The 17,072-nt window shown below is 59.1% G+C and carries 20 protein-coding genes and 1 tRNA gene; 10 read left to right on the forward strand and 11 right to left on the reverse strand.

The window, feature by feature from the left end; genetic code table 11:
• The first annotated feature begins 17 nt into the window (after window positions 1-17).
• From DXY37_RS01980 to DXY37_RS01990, 3 genes are all read left to right on the forward strand, one after another.
• Window positions 18-89 (forward strand) — tRNA-Val (locus DXY37_RS01980).
• Between the two features lie 305 nt (window positions 90-394).
• Complete coding sequence (locus DXY37_RS01985) at window positions 395-688, forward strand: DUF1330 domain-containing protein (protein ID WP_115125182.1); 294 nt, start codon at window positions 395-397, stop codon at window positions 686-688.
• 221 nt (window positions 689-909) lie between these two features.
• Window positions 910-1,101: a hypothetical protein gene (locus DXY37_RS01990; RefSeq protein WP_067093121.1), complete on the forward strand. Its 192-nt coding sequence runs from the start codon at window positions 910-912 to the stop codon at window positions 1,099-1,101.
• A gap of 148 nt (window positions 1,102-1,249) precedes the next feature.
• Here the strand turns inward: DXY37_RS01990 and DXY37_RS01995 are convergent, their stop codons facing one another.
• Complete coding sequence (locus tag DXY37_RS01995) at window positions 1,250-1,642, reverse strand: hypothetical protein (protein WP_115125106.1); 393 nt, start codon at window positions 1,640-1,642, stop codon at window positions 1,250-1,252.
• Window positions 1,643-1,800: 158 nt separating this feature from the next.
• Here DXY37_RS01995 and DXY37_RS02000 point away from each other — a divergent pair, with 158 nt between their 5' ends.
• On the forward strand, window positions 1,801-2,598 hold the full coding sequence (locus DXY37_RS02000) for a helix-turn-helix domain-containing protein (RefSeq protein WP_170951743.1): 798 nt from the start codon (window positions 1,801-1,803) through the stop codon (window positions 2,596-2,598).
• Here the strand turns inward: DXY37_RS02000 and DXY37_RS02005 are convergent.
• Window positions 2,582-4,243 (reverse strand): Ppx/GppA phosphatase family protein, encoded by a 1,662-nt coding sequence (locus DXY37_RS02005; protein ID WP_115125108.1) that lies wholly within the window; start codon window positions 4,241-4,243, stop codon window positions 2,582-2,584. The genes DXY37_RS02000 and DXY37_RS02005 overlap by 17 nt on opposite strands.
• Before the next feature lie 100 nt (window positions 4,244-4,343).
• Here DXY37_RS02005 and DXY37_RS02010 point away from each other — a divergent pair, with 100 nt between their 5' ends.
• Together DXY37_RS02010 and DXY37_RS02015 are read left to right on the forward strand one after the other, a co-directional pair.
• Complete coding sequence (locus DXY37_RS02010) at window positions 4,344-5,237, forward strand: 4-hydroxybenzoate polyprenyltransferase (protein WP_256377357.1); 894 nt, start codon at window positions 4,344-4,346, stop codon at window positions 5,235-5,237.
• Entirely contained in the window at window positions 5,237-6,154 is a 918-nt protein-coding gene (locus DXY37_RS02015) for an LD-carboxypeptidase (protein WP_115125110.1), read from the forward strand. The genes DXY37_RS02010 and DXY37_RS02015 overlap by 1 nt, the downstream gene beginning before the upstream one ends.
• Here the strand turns inward: DXY37_RS02015 and ispD are convergent.
• Window positions 6,145-6,816, reverse strand: a complete 672-nt coding sequence (ispD, locus tag DXY37_RS02020; RefSeq protein WP_115125183.1) for a 2-C-methyl-D-erythritol 4-phosphate cytidylyltransferase — start codon at window positions 6,814-6,816, stop codon at window positions 6,145-6,147. The genes DXY37_RS02015 and ispD overlap by 10 nt on opposite strands.
• Window positions 6,817-6,888: 72 nt before the next feature.
• Here ispD and DXY37_RS02025 point away from each other — a divergent pair, with 72 nt between their 5' ends.
• Genes DXY37_RS02025 through fabG form a run of 3 tightly spaced genes read left to right on the forward strand, consistent with a single transcriptional unit; the run spans window position 6,889 to window position 9,619 of the window.
• Window positions 6,889-7,719 (forward strand): glycosyltransferase family 9 protein, encoded by an 831-nt coding sequence (locus DXY37_RS02025; RefSeq protein ID WP_115125111.1) that lies wholly within the window; start codon window positions 6,889-6,891, stop codon window positions 7,717-7,719.
• Entirely contained in the window at window positions 7,719-8,819 is a 1,101-nt protein-coding gene (locus DXY37_RS02030) for a TrkA family potassium uptake protein (RefSeq protein WP_115125112.1), read from the forward strand. Before DXY37_RS02025 ends, DXY37_RS02030 begins: the two co-directional genes overlap by 1 nt.
• Window positions 8,820-8,866: 47 nt before the next feature.
• Window positions 8,867-9,619, forward strand: a complete 753-nt coding sequence (fabG, locus tag DXY37_RS02035) for a 3-oxoacyl-[acyl-carrier-protein] reductase (RefSeq protein ID WP_115125184.1) — start codon at window positions 8,867-8,869, stop codon at window positions 9,617-9,619.
• Between the two features lie 25 nt (window positions 9,620-9,644).
• Here the strand turns inward: fabG and DXY37_RS02040 are convergent, their stop codons facing one another.
• Window positions 9,645-9,821 (reverse strand): hypothetical protein, encoded by a 177-nt coding sequence (locus DXY37_RS02040; protein ID WP_115125113.1) that lies wholly within the window; start codon window positions 9,819-9,821, stop codon window positions 9,645-9,647.
• Window positions 9,822-9,950: 129 nt separating this feature from the next.
• On the opposite strand from DXY37_RS02040, the gene groL reads away from it, so the two are divergent.
• Complete coding sequence (gene groL, locus DXY37_RS02045; RefSeq protein WP_115125185.1) at window positions 9,951-11,612, forward strand: chaperonin GroEL; 1,662 nt, start codon at window positions 9,951-9,953, stop codon at window positions 11,610-11,612.
• A gap of 25 nt (window positions 11,613-11,637) precedes the next feature.
• Here the strand turns inward: groL and DXY37_RS02050 are convergent, their stop codons facing one another.
• Genes DXY37_RS02050 through DXY37_RS02080 form a run of 7 tightly spaced genes read right to left on the reverse strand, consistent with a single transcriptional unit; the run spans window position 11,638 to window position 16,922 of the window.
• Complete coding sequence (locus tag DXY37_RS02050; protein ID WP_066905948.1) at window positions 11,638-11,820, reverse strand: hypothetical protein; 183 nt, start codon at window positions 11,818-11,820, stop codon at window positions 11,638-11,640.
• Between the two features lie 19 nt (window positions 11,821-11,839).
• Window positions 11,840-12,556: an N-acetylmannosamine-6-phosphate 2-epimerase gene (locus DXY37_RS02055; protein ID WP_115125114.1), complete on the reverse strand. Its 717-nt coding sequence runs from the start codon at window positions 12,554-12,556 to the stop codon at window positions 11,840-11,842.
• Between the two features lie 6 nt (window positions 12,557-12,562).
• Window positions 12,563-13,051 carry a hypothetical protein gene (locus DXY37_RS02060; RefSeq protein ID WP_136975529.1) on the reverse strand — a complete coding sequence of 163 codons (489 nt, stop codon included), beginning with the start codon at window positions 13,049-13,051 and terminating at the stop codon, window positions 12,563-12,565.
• Between the two features lie 4 nt (window positions 13,052-13,055).
• A complete protein-coding gene (locus DXY37_RS02065) occupies window positions 13,056-13,913 on the reverse strand; it encodes an ABC transporter permease (protein WP_115125116.1) in 858 nt (285 codons plus the stop codon).
• Window positions 13,914-13,950: 37 nt separating this feature from the next.
• On the reverse strand, window positions 13,951-14,964 hold the full coding sequence (locus DXY37_RS02070) for an ATP-binding cassette domain-containing protein (RefSeq protein WP_115125117.1): 1,014 nt from the start codon (window positions 14,962-14,964) through the stop codon (window positions 13,951-13,953).
• Window positions 14,965-14,992: 28 nt separating this feature from the next.
• A complete protein-coding gene (locus DXY37_RS02075; protein WP_115125118.1) occupies window positions 14,993-16,000 on the reverse strand; it encodes a heme o synthase in 1,008 nt (335 codons plus the stop codon).
• Window positions 15,993-16,922, reverse strand: a complete 930-nt coding sequence (locus tag DXY37_RS02080; RefSeq protein WP_115125119.1) for a heme A synthase — start codon at window positions 16,920-16,922, stop codon at window positions 15,993-15,995. The genes DXY37_RS02075 and DXY37_RS02080 overlap by 8 nt, the downstream gene beginning before the upstream one ends.
• Between the last annotated feature and the right edge of the window lie 150 nt (window positions 16,923-17,072).

A 17,072-nucleotide genomic window follows, 5' to 3' on the forward strand; every position in this document is an offset into this window, starting at 1 on the left:
TTTAAGATTGAATGATCGGGCGATTAGCACAGTGGTAGCGCACTTCCTTCACACGGAAGGGGTCACTGGTTCGAATCCAGTATCGCCCATGCTCCTCAAAGCTTTGCTTTTCAGGGTTTTCATCTCATTATCAAGCGCAGTTTTCGGGCGGCATCAGCATTAACCAAGGCCAGAGAAACCGGACATTAAAGAATTATTAGATAGATTAATGATCTCACATTCGAGATTCAAAGCACAGGATGTGATGCATCTCAAACGATGCGGTCTTGGCCGTCTTCGATTGTCACTCCTGTCATTGAGCTGTTATCACGCTTCAGTGATCAAAAACCTGCTTCATGCAAAGCTCCTAACAGCACAGTTCCAACTACATTCAGTGCATCAGATTTCTGTTGTCATGGCAAAGGGCTACTGGATCAGCACCGGCACGATTCACACACCACTGGCCATGGTCCCCTACATCAGTCGACTCACGGAATGGCTCCCCAGCGTCGGGGCCAAATTCCTGGTGCGCGATGTTCAATGTGATGTTCGTGAAGGCACCCCTGGTTCTTTGAATGTGATCATCGAGTTCCCATCACTCCAGTCAGCCATATCGGCCTATGAGTCAACGGACTATCAATCTCTGATTGAGCTACGCACACCCCACTCGGAGCTCACCCTGTCGATCTCAGAAGAATTAGTTGCCTAGATCTTCAAGGTGTTGATCACTACGGATGTTTTGAAGACTTTCGTGCAAAATCAACTCGTCTTCGGGTTATCAACCGGAGATGCGTCGAGCCAAGGAGGGGTGGGACCCTCCTTTTTTCTTGGCTCATGAGCAACACTTGGTATCGCGACTGAAGTCAATCCGCAGTTCCGTGAGTGGATACGCCAAAATCTGCACACTTACTGGGTCATTCGATGCTTCGAATGAAGAACCCGATTCTTCAAAGAATCTGGGCAATCATCACTTGGCGATGGCGCATGCAGATCGCCCTCAACGCGCCTTTTGCGCTGCTCTGGGTTGCTGATAAAACCAATCCAGCAGTGCATGCTTTCAACATGACAGCTCTCTCAGCCGTGCATGCTGAATGGCTGGCACCAATGATTGGGATTGCTTGAAATTTCAACAAGCAGCTCCAATCAGCGTTGACAAATCAACGTTGACGAAGCGTGAGCATCCATAGCCAGATGGCAAACAATGTCCCAACGGGAATCACAATCACAAGCAGCTGAGCAATCACCAGATTGCGAACTTCAGGGTCCATGTTCAGAAGGGAATGACAAGCGACCAGCGTTTGCGTCTGAACCGCCAACGCTTGCCTGAGTTCTCCGGCTCTGGCACTTCACTTGCCAAAAATCCTTTCGGATCTTCAGGGTTGTCACTGACTTCAACAGCACCCGCCTTCGGCGCCTCGTAACCAACAAATTGATGAGGTCCTTGCTTGCACAACCGCACTGGATTTTGCGAAGTGCTGGTCCAAAGATCAGTTCTGCGGATCCTGTAGTGACCAGCGGAGTCATCCCAGCGATGACAGGCACGCAATGCTGACTCCGGCGACTCATAGCGGCCCAGAGCCCCGATGAAGCTGATGAGATTGGGGATCTGAGTGACCACAAGAGCAGCCAGCAAAAGTTGCGTGATCCGGATTGATTTCATCATGCTGAACTCCCGCTCTCACGATCACCGAAAACCCGCATGCCATCCAAGGAAAGAATGAATTCCGATGTGGCAACTGTCTCTATGTGCCGCGTGGCACTGACAGAATTGAAAAGCGAGCTTAATTTCAATGCATCGAATTCAGTGAGGGTCGGATGTGGTTGTCGGATTCCGAGCAGGCGAAGGATGGAGCAACCGTCTCAACCCTGCAGGAGATCGGTGACCTGCTCCGTCAGGCCCGCGAAGCACAGGGCCTGAGCTGCGATCAACTGGCTCAATCTTTAAAGATGGGCAGCGAACAGTTGCAGGCTCTGGAGACTGGTGAACTGGAGAAACTTCCAGAACCGGTTTTTATCAAAGCGATGACCCGCAGGGTCGCTTCCAAGCTCGGCCTCGATGGCGACTCCCTGATCAGCAAACTTCAAAAAGTTCTGCTAGCGCCCAAGACCACAACCAACCTTTCCGGTGCTCCTGGTGATGCTGATGCCAAAAGCGATGTCGCCAATGGTCGGATCTCGACGAGTTCGGAAAGCAGCACAAGGCCTGTGATGCCTTGGCAGCGCCTAGCCCTGGCCGCTCTGACGATCGGCGCTGTCACCGGTGGAGCGATGGTGGTGGCCAGTCAGCGACGCTCCGTTGAGCTTGCCTCCATGAAGGCTGTCACGGTGGTTGAACAACCCACTGCGACACCCCCTCAACCCGTTTCACCCGAGGAGAAGGCCTCAGGACATATCTCCATCAGCAGCCAAGAACCAAGCTGGGTCTCAATCCGTAATGGCGAAGGCGAGATTGTGTACGAGGGAACCCTCTCTGAGAGCAAAATGCTCCCTGCAGATTCACAACTGGAGATCCTCCCCGGGCGTCCTGACCTGGTTTCGATCAGTGAGGGCGACGCTGCACCGAAGCCCCTCGGACCCATCGATCAGGTTCGCTGGTACAAACTCAATCCTGAACTCTGATCTTGAGGCGCAGACTGGTGACATCCCTCACCAGAGCTGTACAACTCTCGAGACTCCACTGTTCAAGGCTGAGGTTCTGATTCACACGCTCCGGCACCAACTGCAGGATCAGATCACTGCCTTTCACTTCTGCTTTCAACGTCTGAACAACGGGATCGGGGCGTCGGTCCAGCGCAGCGGCCAAACGCAGTAACAACGCCATCTCTGACACTGTCCTGCGGTTATCCCGGGTCTGAAGCGCCTGCCAGGACTCATGACGCTTCTTGGGAAGACTGCGGCGGTGATAACGGGCGATAGCCGCGATCATCAGGTGTTCGGATTCGGAATAACCCAGCAGCTCACCGTGGCGAATGAGATACCAGGAATGCTTGTGATAAGCACTCAGGTTGATGTGCTGACCACAGGCATGAAGCATGGCTGCAGCCCAGAGGAGATCCCGACCGGATCCGTCATCACGGTGCAAGGTCTTGTGGGTGCTGTCGTAGAGAGTGAGTGCGTGACTGGCAACCCGCTCGGCACGGGCCTGATTGACCGCAAAACGTTGCACCTGATGGACCACGGTGCGCTGGCGGATACTGCTTTGAAAACTGAAGCGGTCTTCGAGAAGGCCATGGCGCAGCATCCAATCCACGATCAACCCTTCGCGCAACGCCCGCTCGCTCAGAACCAGTTCATCGACTCCGAGCATCTGCATGGTGGTTTGCAGGATGAGCGAACCCGGCACGATGATTTCCGCGCGCCGATCGTTGATGGCCGCCAGACCACGGCGCTGCTCCGGTGTCATGACGGCCAAACGGTCCACGACACGGTTCAGGCGCTGCCTTGAAACCTTGTATCCATGCAGCTTGAGCGGTGGCCGGTCGTCTTCGCTGGCCGCCAACGCACCGATAGCCATTGCCGTGCCGCTGGTCGCGACAAGCACCGGAGTCTCTCCCGGCTTGATCCGTCGGTGCACCTTGTCCACGGCCGGTTCCAGCGAGCCCTGGATGAACGCCTGCAGGAATGAGCGACGTTGGGGAGGGATCGGATCATCCTTGACGAAATCCCGCTGCAGCCTCACGGCACCGACGCGTGTGCTGGTGAGTGCGCGGGCGTCCCGACCGTCCGCCAGGATCAGCTCCGTGGAGCCTCCGCCGATATCGAGCACCAGATGGGGACGATCGCCGAAGGGCATGCCCGACAACACGCCCAGGTAGATCAGTCGTGCCTCCTCCGGACCACTGACCAGATCCACATCCAGGTCGAGTTCATCTTTGATGGTTTGAAGGAAGTCCCTGCCGTTTGGTGCCTCTCGAACAGCACTGGTCGCTGCGACAACGACCTGCTCCACCTGATGGCTTACAGCCAGCTCGCGAAAACGGCGAAGGCTCTCCAACCCTCTGGCCATCGCTTCAGGGGTCAGTTCACCGGTCTCGGGGTCTCTTTCCCCCAGACGGGTATTGGACTTTTCGGCCAGATCGATGCTGAACGTTCCCAATGCCACATCCACCGAAGCCACGAGCATGTGGGTGGAATTGGTACCCACGTCAATTGCGGCCACGGTTCTGACTTTTGGCGATCCACCCGGATCACGGTGCGATGACTGTCTCGCCGTCTGATTGTTGGGGTCCACCGCGGCCGCTGGAGAAGACTCGGCACCTGACATGGCGCACCGTGATGGAGACGGGCCCACTCTGCCATCGGTGCTCCGGGCCGGGTGGCCGCTGATTAAGGTTCCGAAAATTCAAGTTTCGGGTTCTGCGCACGTGACTGGCACGACCTTTTCTCGCGTCATGTCGCCCTGGGTGGCACTACTGCGATGGAACAAGCCGACTGGGCGCCTGATCCTCCTCGTGCCAGCGGGCTGGAGTTTGTGGCTCGCGCCGGACGCCCCGCCCCCTGCAGCACTGATCGTGCAGATCCTGATCGGCGGCCTGGCCGTGAGCGGGGCCGGTTGCATCGCCAATGACCTCTGGGACCAGAGGATTGACAAAGAGGTCGAACGCACACGCCAACGTCCCCTCGCCAGCGGTGCATTGAACCGGAGCCAGGCGACTGCTGGGCTCGTGCTGCTGCTGGCTCTATCCCTGGGGGTCGTGCTCAGCCTGTCGTCCCAGATGCTGATCTGCCTGCAACTGGCCGTCCTAGCCCTCCCCCCGATCCTGATCTACCCATCCGCAAAGCGCTGGTTTCCATTCCCTCAGGCACTGCTGGCCATCTGCTGGGGCTTTGCGGTGCTGATCCCCTGGGCTGCCTTCACAGGCGGCATCAGCCCGTCGATCTCCCTGATCGGATGCTGGTTTTCCACCCTGTGCTGGACCTTCAGCTTCGACACGGTTTACGCCATGGCCGACCGTCCGGATGACAAGCGGCTCGGCCTGCGCAGCAGCGCATTGACGCTCGGACGCAACGCCATCCGAACCGTGCGAGCGGGATATGGGCTCACAGCAGCGTCGCTGGCTATTGCCGCTGCAGCAGCTGATGTGGGGATCGTTTTCTGGCCCTTCTGGGTGATTGCCACCATTGGTTTGTGGCGCTCCACACAAACCCTGCAAGCCAGTGAACAACAGCCAGCAGCGGTCTACGCCCGCCATTTCGGACGTCAGGTCCAGATCGGTACGTTGCTGCTCATCGGCCTTGTGCTTTCACGTCTGGTCTGATGCCGCAATCCGCACATCCCTGGTCATTACCCAGTCCTTTGCAGGTGGGCGACAGCGTCACCATTGCTGCTCCAAGCTCGGCGGTCTGCGATGAAGCCAGCCTGCATGCAGGGATCGCCGTGCTCGAGTCATGGGGGCTGAACGTGAACACCCCGACCTGTCTGGGGCGGCACTGGGGCTATCTGGCAGGACACGACAGCGAACGATCCAGCGACCTGTCTGCTGATGCGGGGAGCCCACTGCTGGCCTGTGCCCGAGGGGGCTGGGGAGCCGCCCGTCTTCTGGAACATGGCGTTCCCTGGAAGGAAGGGTGGTTTCTTGGATTCTCCGATGTCACGGCCTTGCTCTGCAGCCGGATGGCGAGCGGCTTTGGAGGCGGCATCCATGGACCATTGGTCACAACGCTGGCTGGCGAACCTGCCTGGAGCCAACAGCGTCTTCATGATCTGCTGTTTGGGCATCCAGTTGCGTCCCTTCAAGGGACGAGCTGGGCTGAAGGTACGGGATCTGGGCCATTGATCACGGTGAATCTCACGGTGGCATCCCACCTGCTCGGCAGCCGTCACCTACCCGATCTGAGTGGCGCAATCCTGGTGATCGAAGACGTGGGTGAAGCTCCCTACCGCCTTGATCGAATGCTCACCCACTGGCGGCTGATAGGCGCTCTTCAGAATCTGGCAGGCCTTGGATTCGGTCGATTCAGCGGTTGCGACGACGCAGAGAACAGCGATCCAGCTCACACCTTCAGCCTGGAACAGGTTTTGAGAGAACGCACTCAGGACCTGGGGTGTCCTGTGGTTGCGGATTTACCCGTGGGTCACGGAAACGGAGGCAATGCGGCTCTGCCGTTGGGCGTTCGCGCCCAATTGGATGGCATCAACGCCACCCTGACTCTGCAGCTGCCGACTCAACGCTGAGCAAGCACAGCCTCCGCCACGGTGAGATCGAATGGCGTGGTGACCTTGATGTTGGCGGGACCAGCATCCAGCACCCTGACTGGCCATCCCAGGCGTTCAAACAAGGAGGCATCGTCGGTGACCGACCAACCGAGAGACCTGGCCTGGGCATGGCCTTCCCGCAGGGCAGCGACAGCAAAACCCTGAGGCGTCTGTGCGGCCCAAAGCTCAGCCCGATCCGGTGTTTCAGTGATGAGTCCCTCTCCATCCACACGCTTGATCGTGTCGGTGACCGGTGTCGCAGCGATCACCGCATCACCACCAAGAACCGCTTCAGCGCAGCGGTTAAACAGGCTGGGATCAACCAGACAGCGGGCACCGTCATGGATCAGGACATGCCGCGCTTCCCCGGGTAATGCGACCAAGCCTCGCTCCACCGATTCCTGGCGTGTGCTGCCACCTTCGATCCAGGCAACAGGCTTGGGTGCTCCATGCAGAAGGGGGGCAATCTCGTTCTGATCCGCAGGCTGACCGATCACCCCGATCCAATCGATGGCTTCAGCCGCAAACGCCGACCGCAGGGTCCAGGCAAGCAGCGGCCTGCCCCGAAGCATCAGCAGCAGTTTGTTGCGATCAGCTCCCATACGCCGGCCGCTGCCCGCTGCGGCAATCAACAGATGCACAAGCGACTCCTGCTGCCAGCAGTCTGAAACGGCCTCCATACAATCAGCTCGCACCACCTGTGCTGCTGCTTCATGCGCGTTCTCGCTCTCAGCCCCGGAAGCCTTCAGCAACAGCTCGAGCGCCTGCCGGCTCTCGCTGCTGCCGCTGATCAGCTTGAGGCAAGCCTTCAGGTGGCCTGCGATCCATCCCATCGCGGGTTATGGACCATGCTTCCGGCGGTGAAGAAAGTGATTCCCTTCCCCTTCGAGGCGGATCCGAATCTGTCGGATTGGGCCAATCTTCTGGGACTGGTCAGGGAGCCTGACTTCCAGGCATGCCTCAATTTCGCCACCGGAAGGCAGGTGAATTTAATGCTGTCAATGAGCCATATCCCCATGCGGGTGGCCACGGAAGGCTTCGCCAGTACGGCCTCCGCCACGGTGGAATCAGGCTGGGCACCCCAGAAGCTTGAAGCTTTTCTGTCCCCGATGGGCGTTTCTCTGAATGCCGATGCCTTCCGCCTCAGCCTGCCTGCGGATGCCATGGAGAAAGCCCGCAGTGCTCAGCCATCAGGGGATGGCCCCCTGCTGCTGCTAGCCCCCGGCGCATTCCCTGGTGACTGGCCTCAGGAACGCTGGGCGTCACTCCCGGAGACCATCCGCAACAAGCTGCCCCAATTGCGCAGCCTTGTTCTGCCGACCAACCTGCCCGTCGCCGAGCGAGCCGCTGCCGTGGCCTGCGCTGATGTCGTTCTCAGCAGTTGTTCCCTAACCCAGTTGATGGCCACCTACTGCGGGCTGCCTCTGGTTGCCTTGGGCGCCAAAGCGGACCAGCTTCCCGAAAGAGAGATGATTCGCAGACTTGATCGCGAGGATCTGTCCTCACTCACGGTCTCCGACGTGATGCAAGCTCTCGGCTTCTGATGATGCGCTCCCGGCGGAGCAGACGACACGATCTACTCAGTGGCCGTAGCCGTCAACTGAGACACCTCGCGAGGCCCTGGTTACTGCCAGGTCTCGCACTGACCGTGTTGGTCCTCGGCGGAGCCATCGGTTACCGAATCACCGAAGGATGGGATTGGGGAGATTGCCTCTGGATGGTGCTGATCACGATCAGCACCATTGGCTACGGAGAAGTGGAGCCTCTGTCCCAGCCAGGGCGGTTGGTCACGGTGTTGATCATTGCCGGAGGACTGCTGGTTGTTCAGCTCTCGATTCAGCGCGTGCTGGGGTTGTCAGAATCCGGATACTTCCGTCAGGTACGGGAGCTGAGGTTTCGCCGGATGCTGCGGCGCATGCAAGACCACGTCATTCTTTGCGGCTACGGCAGGATCGGTCGTGAGATCGGTGAGCAGCTGCTCCTCGAACAAGCACCGGTGCTCGTGGTCGAACTTGACCCCTTGCGAAAACAAGCTGCTGAAGAACGCGGACTCCAAGTGCTCCAGGCCGACGCCACCCTGGACGAAACCTTGATGGAGGCAGGGCTCGATCGTTGCCGAAGCCTGGTGACCGCACTACCGAGCAATGCAGCCAATCTCTACGTGATCCTGAGCGCCCGGGGACTTGAGCAGCGCTGTCGTCTGATCGCGCGGGCTGACAGCGAGGAAGCGGCGGCGAAACTTGAACTGGCAGGCGCCAGTGTGGTGGTGAGCCCTTACGTGGCCGGTGGTCGGCTGATGGCGACGACGGCCCTGCGACCACTGGCGGTCGACTTCACGGATCTACTGGCGGGATCCGACTGCGAAATCGAAGAATTCCGCCTCAGTGAAGACCCCCTACTGATGAGTCAGATCGCCCACCGCAGCCTGCAGGACCTTGACTTGGCACGACGCACCGGAGCCATGGTGCTCGCCATCCGTGACAACAACACCCTGTTGGCCAATCCCAATGGCGAAGTCGCCTTGGCCCCAGGACAGATGCTTGTGGTGATGGGAAGCAAGCAGCAACTGCAAGATCTTCGTCAAATTCTTGGCGATGCCATTGACGAGGTGGAAACGATGCGAGGCATGCAAACGAATGAATGAAAGCTGGTCCTGCAGGTCCGTACGATCAGCGGATCACAGGTCCTTGCATGAGCAGCATCCGCACCCTCGATGGCCAGATCGCTCTGGTAACTGGCGCCAGCCGAGGAATCGGTCGTGCCGTTGCCCTCGCCCTGGCTGAGGCGGGTGCGGAAGTGGTCGTGAACTATTCCAGCTCACCTGATGCAGCCGATGCGGTGGTCAATGAGATCAAGGAAGCTGGTGGTCAGGCCTATGCCCTTCAGGCCAACGTTGCCGAGGAGGACGCTGTCAACGGCCTGATCAAGTCCGTGATCGAGCGGAGTGGCCGGATCGACGTCTTGGTCAATAACGCTGGCATCACCCGCGACGGTCTGCTGATGCGGATGAAGACCGAAGACTGGCAAGCCGTCATCAATTTGAACCTGAGTGGTGTCTTCCTCTGCACCAGGGCGGTGACCCGCCCAATGCTCAAGCAGAAAAGTGGACGGATCATCAACATCACCTCTGTCGTTGGCCTGATGGGCAATGCTGGACAGTCCAATTACGCCGCAGCCAAAGCCGGCGTCGTGGGGTTCACCAGAAGCACCGCCAAGGAGATGGCCAGCCGTGGCATCACCGTGAATGCCGTGGCTCCGGGCTTCATCGCCACCGACATGACCAAGGACCTGGATGCGGAAGGCATTCTCGCGGCCATCCCCCTGGGTCAATTCGGAACCCCGGAACAGGTCGCCGGGACTGTGAGGTTTCTGGCAGCTGACCCTGCGGCGGCCTACATCACCGGTCAGGTTCTGCAGGTTGACGGCGGCATGGTGATGGGCTGAGGAAGGTCAGCTGCGGCCTGCTGCGTTAAGGCTCAAGAGGTTGACCCAGTTCATCCCTCAATTTGCGGATCCGCTGCAGCAATCTGAATCTGCGGCTGCGCTCTGTTGCGGTAAGAAAGATCCGCAACGGCACGTAGACCAAAGCCATGATCCCGGCCAGCCCGGCCAGCAGAACAAAGAACAGTGCTCCTGAATTGGCCATGGATCAACGCTAACGAGCGCAGCCCCCTCCAGCAGAGATCAGCGCCCGAAGATTCGGCTTTCCCCACTTCCAGCAGGAAGTCAAGAGTCCTGTCGTTGTGGGACATTGACGAGCGGGTAAGTGTCGATCATGGCCAAGCTTCTCAGTTTTTCGGATGAATCTCGCGCTGCGCTGGAGCGAGGGATGAATGCTCTCGCCGATGCAGTCCGCGTCACTATTGGTCCACGCGGTCGCAACGTGGTGCTTGAGAAGTCATTCGGAGCACCCGACATCATCAATGACGGCGACACGATTGCGAAGGAGATCGAGCTCGAGGATCCCTTCGAAAACATCGGCGCCAAACTGATCCAGCAGGTGGCGTCCAAGACCAAAGACAAAGCCGGAGATGGCACCACCACAGCGACCGTGCTGGCGCAAGCCATGGTGGAGGAAGGTCTGCGCAACACGGCAGCAGGAGCCAGTCCGATCGAACTTCGCCGTGGCATGGAAGCGGCGGTTGAACATGTGGTTAAAGGTCTTGCTGAGCGAAGCCAGGCCGTCAGCGGAGATGCCATCCGTCAGGTGGCCACGGTCAGCGCCGGCGGCGATGAAGAGGTGGGTCAGATGGTCAAAGAAGCGATGGATAAGGTCAGCGTCGACGGAGTGATCACCGTCGAAGAATCCAAATCGCTGGCCACTGAGCTCGATGTCACTGAAGGCATGGCCTTCGACCGTGGCTACAGCTCCCCTTATTTCGTCACCGACGGTGACCGCCAGATCTGCGAATTCGACAACGCACTGCTGTTGCTCACTGACCGCAAAGTGAGTGCAGTGGCCGACCTGGTACCGGTTCTCGAAGCCGTTCAGCAGTCCGGCTCTCCCCTGGTGGTTCTGGCCGAAGAGGTTGACGGGGAAGCTCTGGCAACCCTGGTGGTCAACAAAAACCGCGGCGTTCTGCAGGTCGCTGCTGTGCGTGCTCCATCATTTGGCGAGCGCCGCAAAGCAGCACTGGCAGACATCGCCATCCTCACCGGCGGCACAGTGATCAGCGAAGACCGGGCGATGACCCTCGAGAAGGTCACACTCGCCGATCTCGGCCGCGCCCGCAGAATCACGATCAGCAAGGAAAGCACCACGATCGTCGCTGGCGAGGAAAGCCGAGACGCAGTGGCAGAGCGTGTGGCCTCCATTCGCCGTGAACTCGACAACACCGAGTCGGAGTACGACCGCGAAAAGCTCACCGAACGCATTGCCAAACTCGCTGGTGGCGTTGCCGTGATCAAGGTGGGAGCACCCACCGAAACGGAGCTCAAAAACCGCAAGCTGCGCATCGAAGATGCCCTGAATGCCACCAGAGCCGCCGTTGAGGAAGGCATTGTTGCCGGGGGTGGCTCCACATTGCTGCAACTGGCAGGAACCCTTGATTCCATTGCTGCTGAGCTGCAAGGTGATCAGCGAACGGGCGTGGAGATTGTCCAGCGCGCCCTGAGTGCTCCCCTCAAGCAGATCGCCATCAATGCCGGCGCGAACGGGGATATCGTCGTGGAGCAGGTGCAACGCTCCGGCCAGGGATTCAATGCCGTGTCGGGCAATTACGAGGATCTACTGCAGGCGGGCATCCTTGATGCCGCCAAAGTGGTCCGCCTTGGACTTCAGGACGCCGTTTCGATTGCATCACTGCTGATCACAACTGAAGTGGTTGTGGCCGACAAACCTGAGCCCGCTGCTCCGCCAGCAGCCGGCGGTGATCCCATGGGTGGCATGGGCGGTATGGGTGGCATGGGCGGTATGGGAATGCCCGGAATGATGTAAAGCGTCAACGCACGTCTGGTTCTGCTCAGAGAGCCTGAACCAGGCGTGCGTGAATCCGACAAACTGCCAGTGCTTCTCGCGGGGGCTTGCTGCAGAGATGACCCAGCTCTCTGTTCAGAGCCTGGAGCTCGCCCATCGGTAAACCTGCAACAGGCAGAGCCAGAACCAGTCCGCCGACCATCGCCGGGAGGGAAATCAGGCGCAACATGGCATGAGTCTCGCGGGACTCAGACAGTCTGCCTTTTCAGGTGCCTGCAATAGGCCGCCACCTGGAGATCAACACCGGTGATGGCTGTCCCAACAACCACCGCGTCCGCGCCCCCATCGATGGCATCAGCTGCGATGACAGCCGAAGCGATGCCCCCCTCGCACACCAGCAGGGTTGAAGAGGGAAGCTGCTCTCTCAAGGGATGTAACAGGTTCATGGCCGGCGGAGACAGCTGAGCGGTGTCTTCTGTGTAGCCAAACAGGGTCGTTCCAACCCAATCACATCCCAGAGCCGCAGCCCTCAGGCCGTTTTCAACACTGTCGACATCCGCCATCAGAGTTGCACCAAGCTCTGTTCTCGCTTGCTCGATCAGCATCTCAAGCTCTTGGCCCGAGGGCCGCTTGCGAGCAGTGGCATCCAGCGCAATCACATCGGCACCGGCAGCCCAGACAGCCCTGATGTCTTCCCAACGAGGCGTGATATAGACGGAGCTGTCAGGGAAGGAGCGTTTCCAGAGGCCCACGATCAGAGCATCCGGGCAACGCTCCCGAACCGCTCCGATGTGCTCCGGGCTCTCAAGCCTCACCCCGACGGCACCATTGCGAAGACTGGCTTCGGCCATGGCGGCGATCACATCGGGATGACGCATCGGAGAACCCTCCGGGGCCTGAACCGAAATGATCAAGCCCCCCTGGAGATGGTCCCGGGACAAGCGATTCTCTGACGAGACGACCATGACGTCTCAGGACGCTTTGGGCAGATCATGCTCGCTGAGAGGTGTCAGCCAGCGACGCAGTCGTTGAGGACCGGCAGCTGGAACCGGGCGAAGACTCGGGGCCGGCGTGTCGGCACTGATCTCAGGATCCACAACACGACCCACGTCATCCAGACAGTTTTTCAACAACGCGCTGAAACGATTCACCCCAGGACTCGGGGTCTCAGATTCCACAGCTGATGTTGCTTCGAGTTTGGCCTCAGGCGCATCAGGCGCTGCAGAAGATTCAGGAGAAGCGATCGGAGCAACCTCAGCCATTGGCTGTGCCATGGATGGTGGCGAACAGTCTTCAGAAGCCAGCAAACCCTCCGGCAGGGAGTCGACACCGAAGCGATGAACCCACTGCTGTTCCAACCGGGTCAACAACGAGTGATCGTCCTGTTGCAGCGCCTCTTCAATCAATTGCTGAAGGCTGATCTGACGAGGGTCCTGATGCTGGTAAGGGGAATGGTTCACGGAATCAGGCAAGCTTGCGATTGAGCAGAGGGCGGATCAGGAGGAACAAGGCGGCCGTCAGCAGCGTTAACACCAGAAGGCAGGTGGTGCCGGTAACGGATCCATAGGGCGCTTCCAACAGAACCGATGACAGATCAAGCGGGCCGGCATAAGCGGCACGAATGGGTTCAATCGCGAAGGTAAGGGGATTTAGCGATGCAAGCCAGCCCAGCCAGGGAGGCATGAAACTCAAAGGGGCCAATGCCGTGCTCGCGAACAGCAGAGGCAAGTTGGCCACAAAGATCACCGCAATCAGTTCGATGTGACCTGGCAGGGCAAAGGCCAGTCCGAGGCTCAATGCTGTGACTGCGAACACCAGCAGCAGCAACGTGACCATCACCAGCAGCAAACCAGCCGCGCCTGGCCACCCATAACCGAGCAGAGATGCCGTGAGCATGATCGCCAGACTCTGCACAAGACTCAACGTCGTGATGTAAATCACAGAGGCCAGAACAATCGAACTGCGACTGCGCAGCGGAGCGACCAAAAGGCGGTTCAGAAAGCCGAATTCACGGTCGAACATCACTGGAAGCCCTGCATTGAGCGCAGCACTGAAGGCGGTGAACACAATCACCCCCGCTCCGAGAAAACGCCCATAGCTCATGCCTCCCGGCAGCAGTCCCTCAGGTGCGCGTGAGAACAGTGCACCAAACAGAACCAGCCAGATCAATGGCTGAAGCACACCGGCCACCAACGTGGATGGCCTCCGTTGCAGCTGAAGGAACAGACGTCGCGTGAGAGCGAGGGTTTCCTGCAGAAGCTCGGCAATCGCCGAGCCGTTGTCGGAGTTGGAGGGATTTGTACCGAGGGCAGGACTGGTCATTGACAAGACGGAAACTGAAAGAACATCAGGGGAGGCATCAACGCATCGACTGGCGTCGCTCTTGCTTGGGATCGCGCTGACCAGCCACGGCAAGCTCGGCATCCATCAGCGTGCGGCCCGTGGCCTGCAGATACACATCGTCGAGGCTGGGACGACTCTGTGACAGGGAAAACACTTCGAAAGCCTCGCTCGCCAAGCGTTGCTTCAGCGCCGCAAGGACATGCTCACCGTCGACAACGAGATTGAGTGAATAACCCTGAGCGCGATTAATCACGATCCGTCTCACGCCGTCCACCACTTCGAGAAGTTGACGAACGTGTTCCGCTTCCGGCTGATCACTAAATTCGCGCACTCTCAGAGTCACCCGATCTCCACCGAGCTCACGTTTCAGGGCTTCTGGGGCACCCTCTGCGATCACACGACCGGCATCGATAATCGCCATCCGATCAGCAAGTGCTTCCACTTCCTCGAGGTAATGACTGCTCAGCAGGATCGTGGTTCCCTGATCGCGAAGGTCTCGAAGCACCTCCCAGATCACAGCGCGACTCTCGATATCGAGACCGACCGTCGGCTCATCCAGAACAAGCAGCTGGGGTTGATGCAGCAATCCGGAAGCAAGATCCAGGCGACGTCGCATGCCGCCGGAGTAGGTGCCGCAGCGACGATCGATCCAGTCACCCATCGACATCCGATCCACCAGTTGATCAATCCGATTGTTCCGGTCCTGCCGCGGCAGATGGTAGAGATCACCCTGGAGTGCCAGGAGTTCGCGGCCAGTGAGGATCTTGTCAATCGCCACCTCCTGAGCCACGTACCCCATCAGTTGACGAACCGTTCGAGGCTCCTGAAGCGCGTCCACCCCAGCAACAACGACACGTCCTTGGTCAGGAGCAAGCAGTGTGGCCAGGATGCGCAGTGCGGTGGTCTTTCCAGCTCCATTCGGCCCCAGCAATCCGTACAGGCAGCCTGAGGGAACCGACAGGCTGAGTCCGCTCAGAGCCGAAACGGTCCCATAGGACTTTTCCAGTTGATCCAGCTCAAGCAGTGACATCCCGCCCACAGAAACAATCCTTTGAAATCTAGGAAGCAATCCCAGGGAATCCTGCACTCAGCGTCATCAGCCATCCCCTCAGCTGCAGATCGAACAGAGAAGCAGCAGGAAGACGGCTGATGATCAGCAACAAGCAGATCCCGAACAGATAAAGAATCGACCAGCGAAACAGCCCTTTGGCTCGATCAATGCTGTCAGGCTCTTCGGCGAGTTTGCCGATCATCTGCAGCAAACGTCCGTTGAACGGAAGCAGCAGCAGGCCATAGAACAATCCTCCCTCCGGCAGTGCCCAGATCCCGAGCATGCTGATTAACACGGTGGCCCAGCCATAACGGCGAATGGCGCGAGCTGTCACCACAGACCCCTTCACCACAGGCAGCATGGGAATGCCAACGGCTCGGTAGTCATCGCGCAGAAGCAGGGCCAAAGCCCAGAAATGCGCCGGCGTCCAAACCATCACGAGCGCAAAGAGCCACCAGCCGCTCAGTCCCACATGTCCGGTGGCTGCCGCTGCGCCCACCAAAGGAGGAATGGCACCAGCGACACCGCCAACCACGATGTTCTGGGGTGTTCTTGGCTTGAGCAGGGCTGTGTACAGCAAGACATAGCTGCAGAGCCCGAGCAACGACAGCCCTGCGGCAAGACAATTCACACCACTAACCAGCAGCGTTGCCGCCGCCAGGGTGCAGGAGATTGCGCCGATAAAAGCGGCTGTTGGCGACAGTCGACCCGAGGGCAGCGCACGGCCGCTGGTGCGCTGCATGCGGCCATCAAGTTCCTGCTCCCACAGACAGTTGAGGACTCCTGCGGCTGCGGCCGCAAGAGCTCCACCACCGAGGGTGCAGACCAGCCGCGGAGAGGAGAGTGGCCAGCCCTCGCTCAAAGCCATACCCCCGAGTGTCGTGGCCAACAACAGAGGGATCAGTCGCGGCTTGGCCACCTCAAGCCAGGGAGGCAGCTTGATGCGCTTGCGCGATGGAACAACCTGTTCGCGCGTTAGTGGAGCCGAGGGTGCAGCTGTGGTGGAACTAGCCATGACAGGCCTCCAGGGCGGAAGAGTCGAGAACGACGGGCAGTGGATTTGATGAAGCTGGTTGACGCCTGCAGGTCAGGCCGGCGAGAACGGCAACCAGAAGACAAGCCACGAGCTGATGAGCCACGGTCACTGCGGGCTGTGAAAGGCCAAGACGCAGCGTTGTGACACCAAGGCCGATCTGCGTGCCCACCAGCAAAGGAGCTGCCAGCAGAAGCGGCCACTGCTCTCGACCCCAGCGACCACTGAGCAAGGCCACCAGCACGAACAGCAGCACACAAAGAGCAGCCGGCGTGGCCGCGGCACGATGCCAAGACAGCCATTGACAGGACTGGCCAGCCTCAAGACAGCGCTGTGAGGCCCAGGACGTGGCCATGCCAGCACCCAGAAGGCACTGAGCTGAAACCGCCAGCACACTGAATGAGCCAAGAACGGTCCACCAGCGAGGGGCCGCAATGGACTGGGGGGATGCGAGCAAAGTCTGGGTGAGACCACTGACCGTGATCACCAGCATGAGAGCCAAGGCCAGATGAGCCGTGACCACCCCGGAAGGCAACAGCTTCAACACCGTGAGCGCTCCAAGGCCTCCCTGCAGCACAACCATCAGCACCAGAAGCGCGCTGAGCGGCAGCAACCATCCGGGCAAGTCGCGGCGGTGCCACCACACCACTGACATCTGCACAAGCAGTGCCACACCGACAACAAAGGCGTCGAGACGGTGAAACCATTCGAGGAAGACCTGGACGTTCATCTGCCGACCAGGCAGCAGACTGCCGTAACAAAGAGGCCAATCAGGGCAGGCAAGACCTGCCTCCATGACCCTCGTCGCTCCCCCGATCACCACCAGAGCCACAAGGGCCACCACGAGATGGGCAGCCAACTGAGCTAGACGAAGACGAATCGGATTGATAGACGATGCAGTCAACGCAAACTCCTTAATGGAGATGGTTATCCACGGAACGTAGCCGTCTGAATCAGAACGGCACGATGTGTAGCCGACTGCAACATCTGCAATCTCAGACTTGATGCGACTTTGCTGACAAGAGAGCCCTGGAACTCAGAAAAGCCGAAGGAT

Origin of the sequence: Synechococcus sp. GEYO, from assembly GCF_900473955.1 — a bacterium.
Lineage (GTDB): Bacteria > Cyanobacteriota > Cyanobacteriia > PCC-6307 > Cyanobiaceae > Synechococcus_C.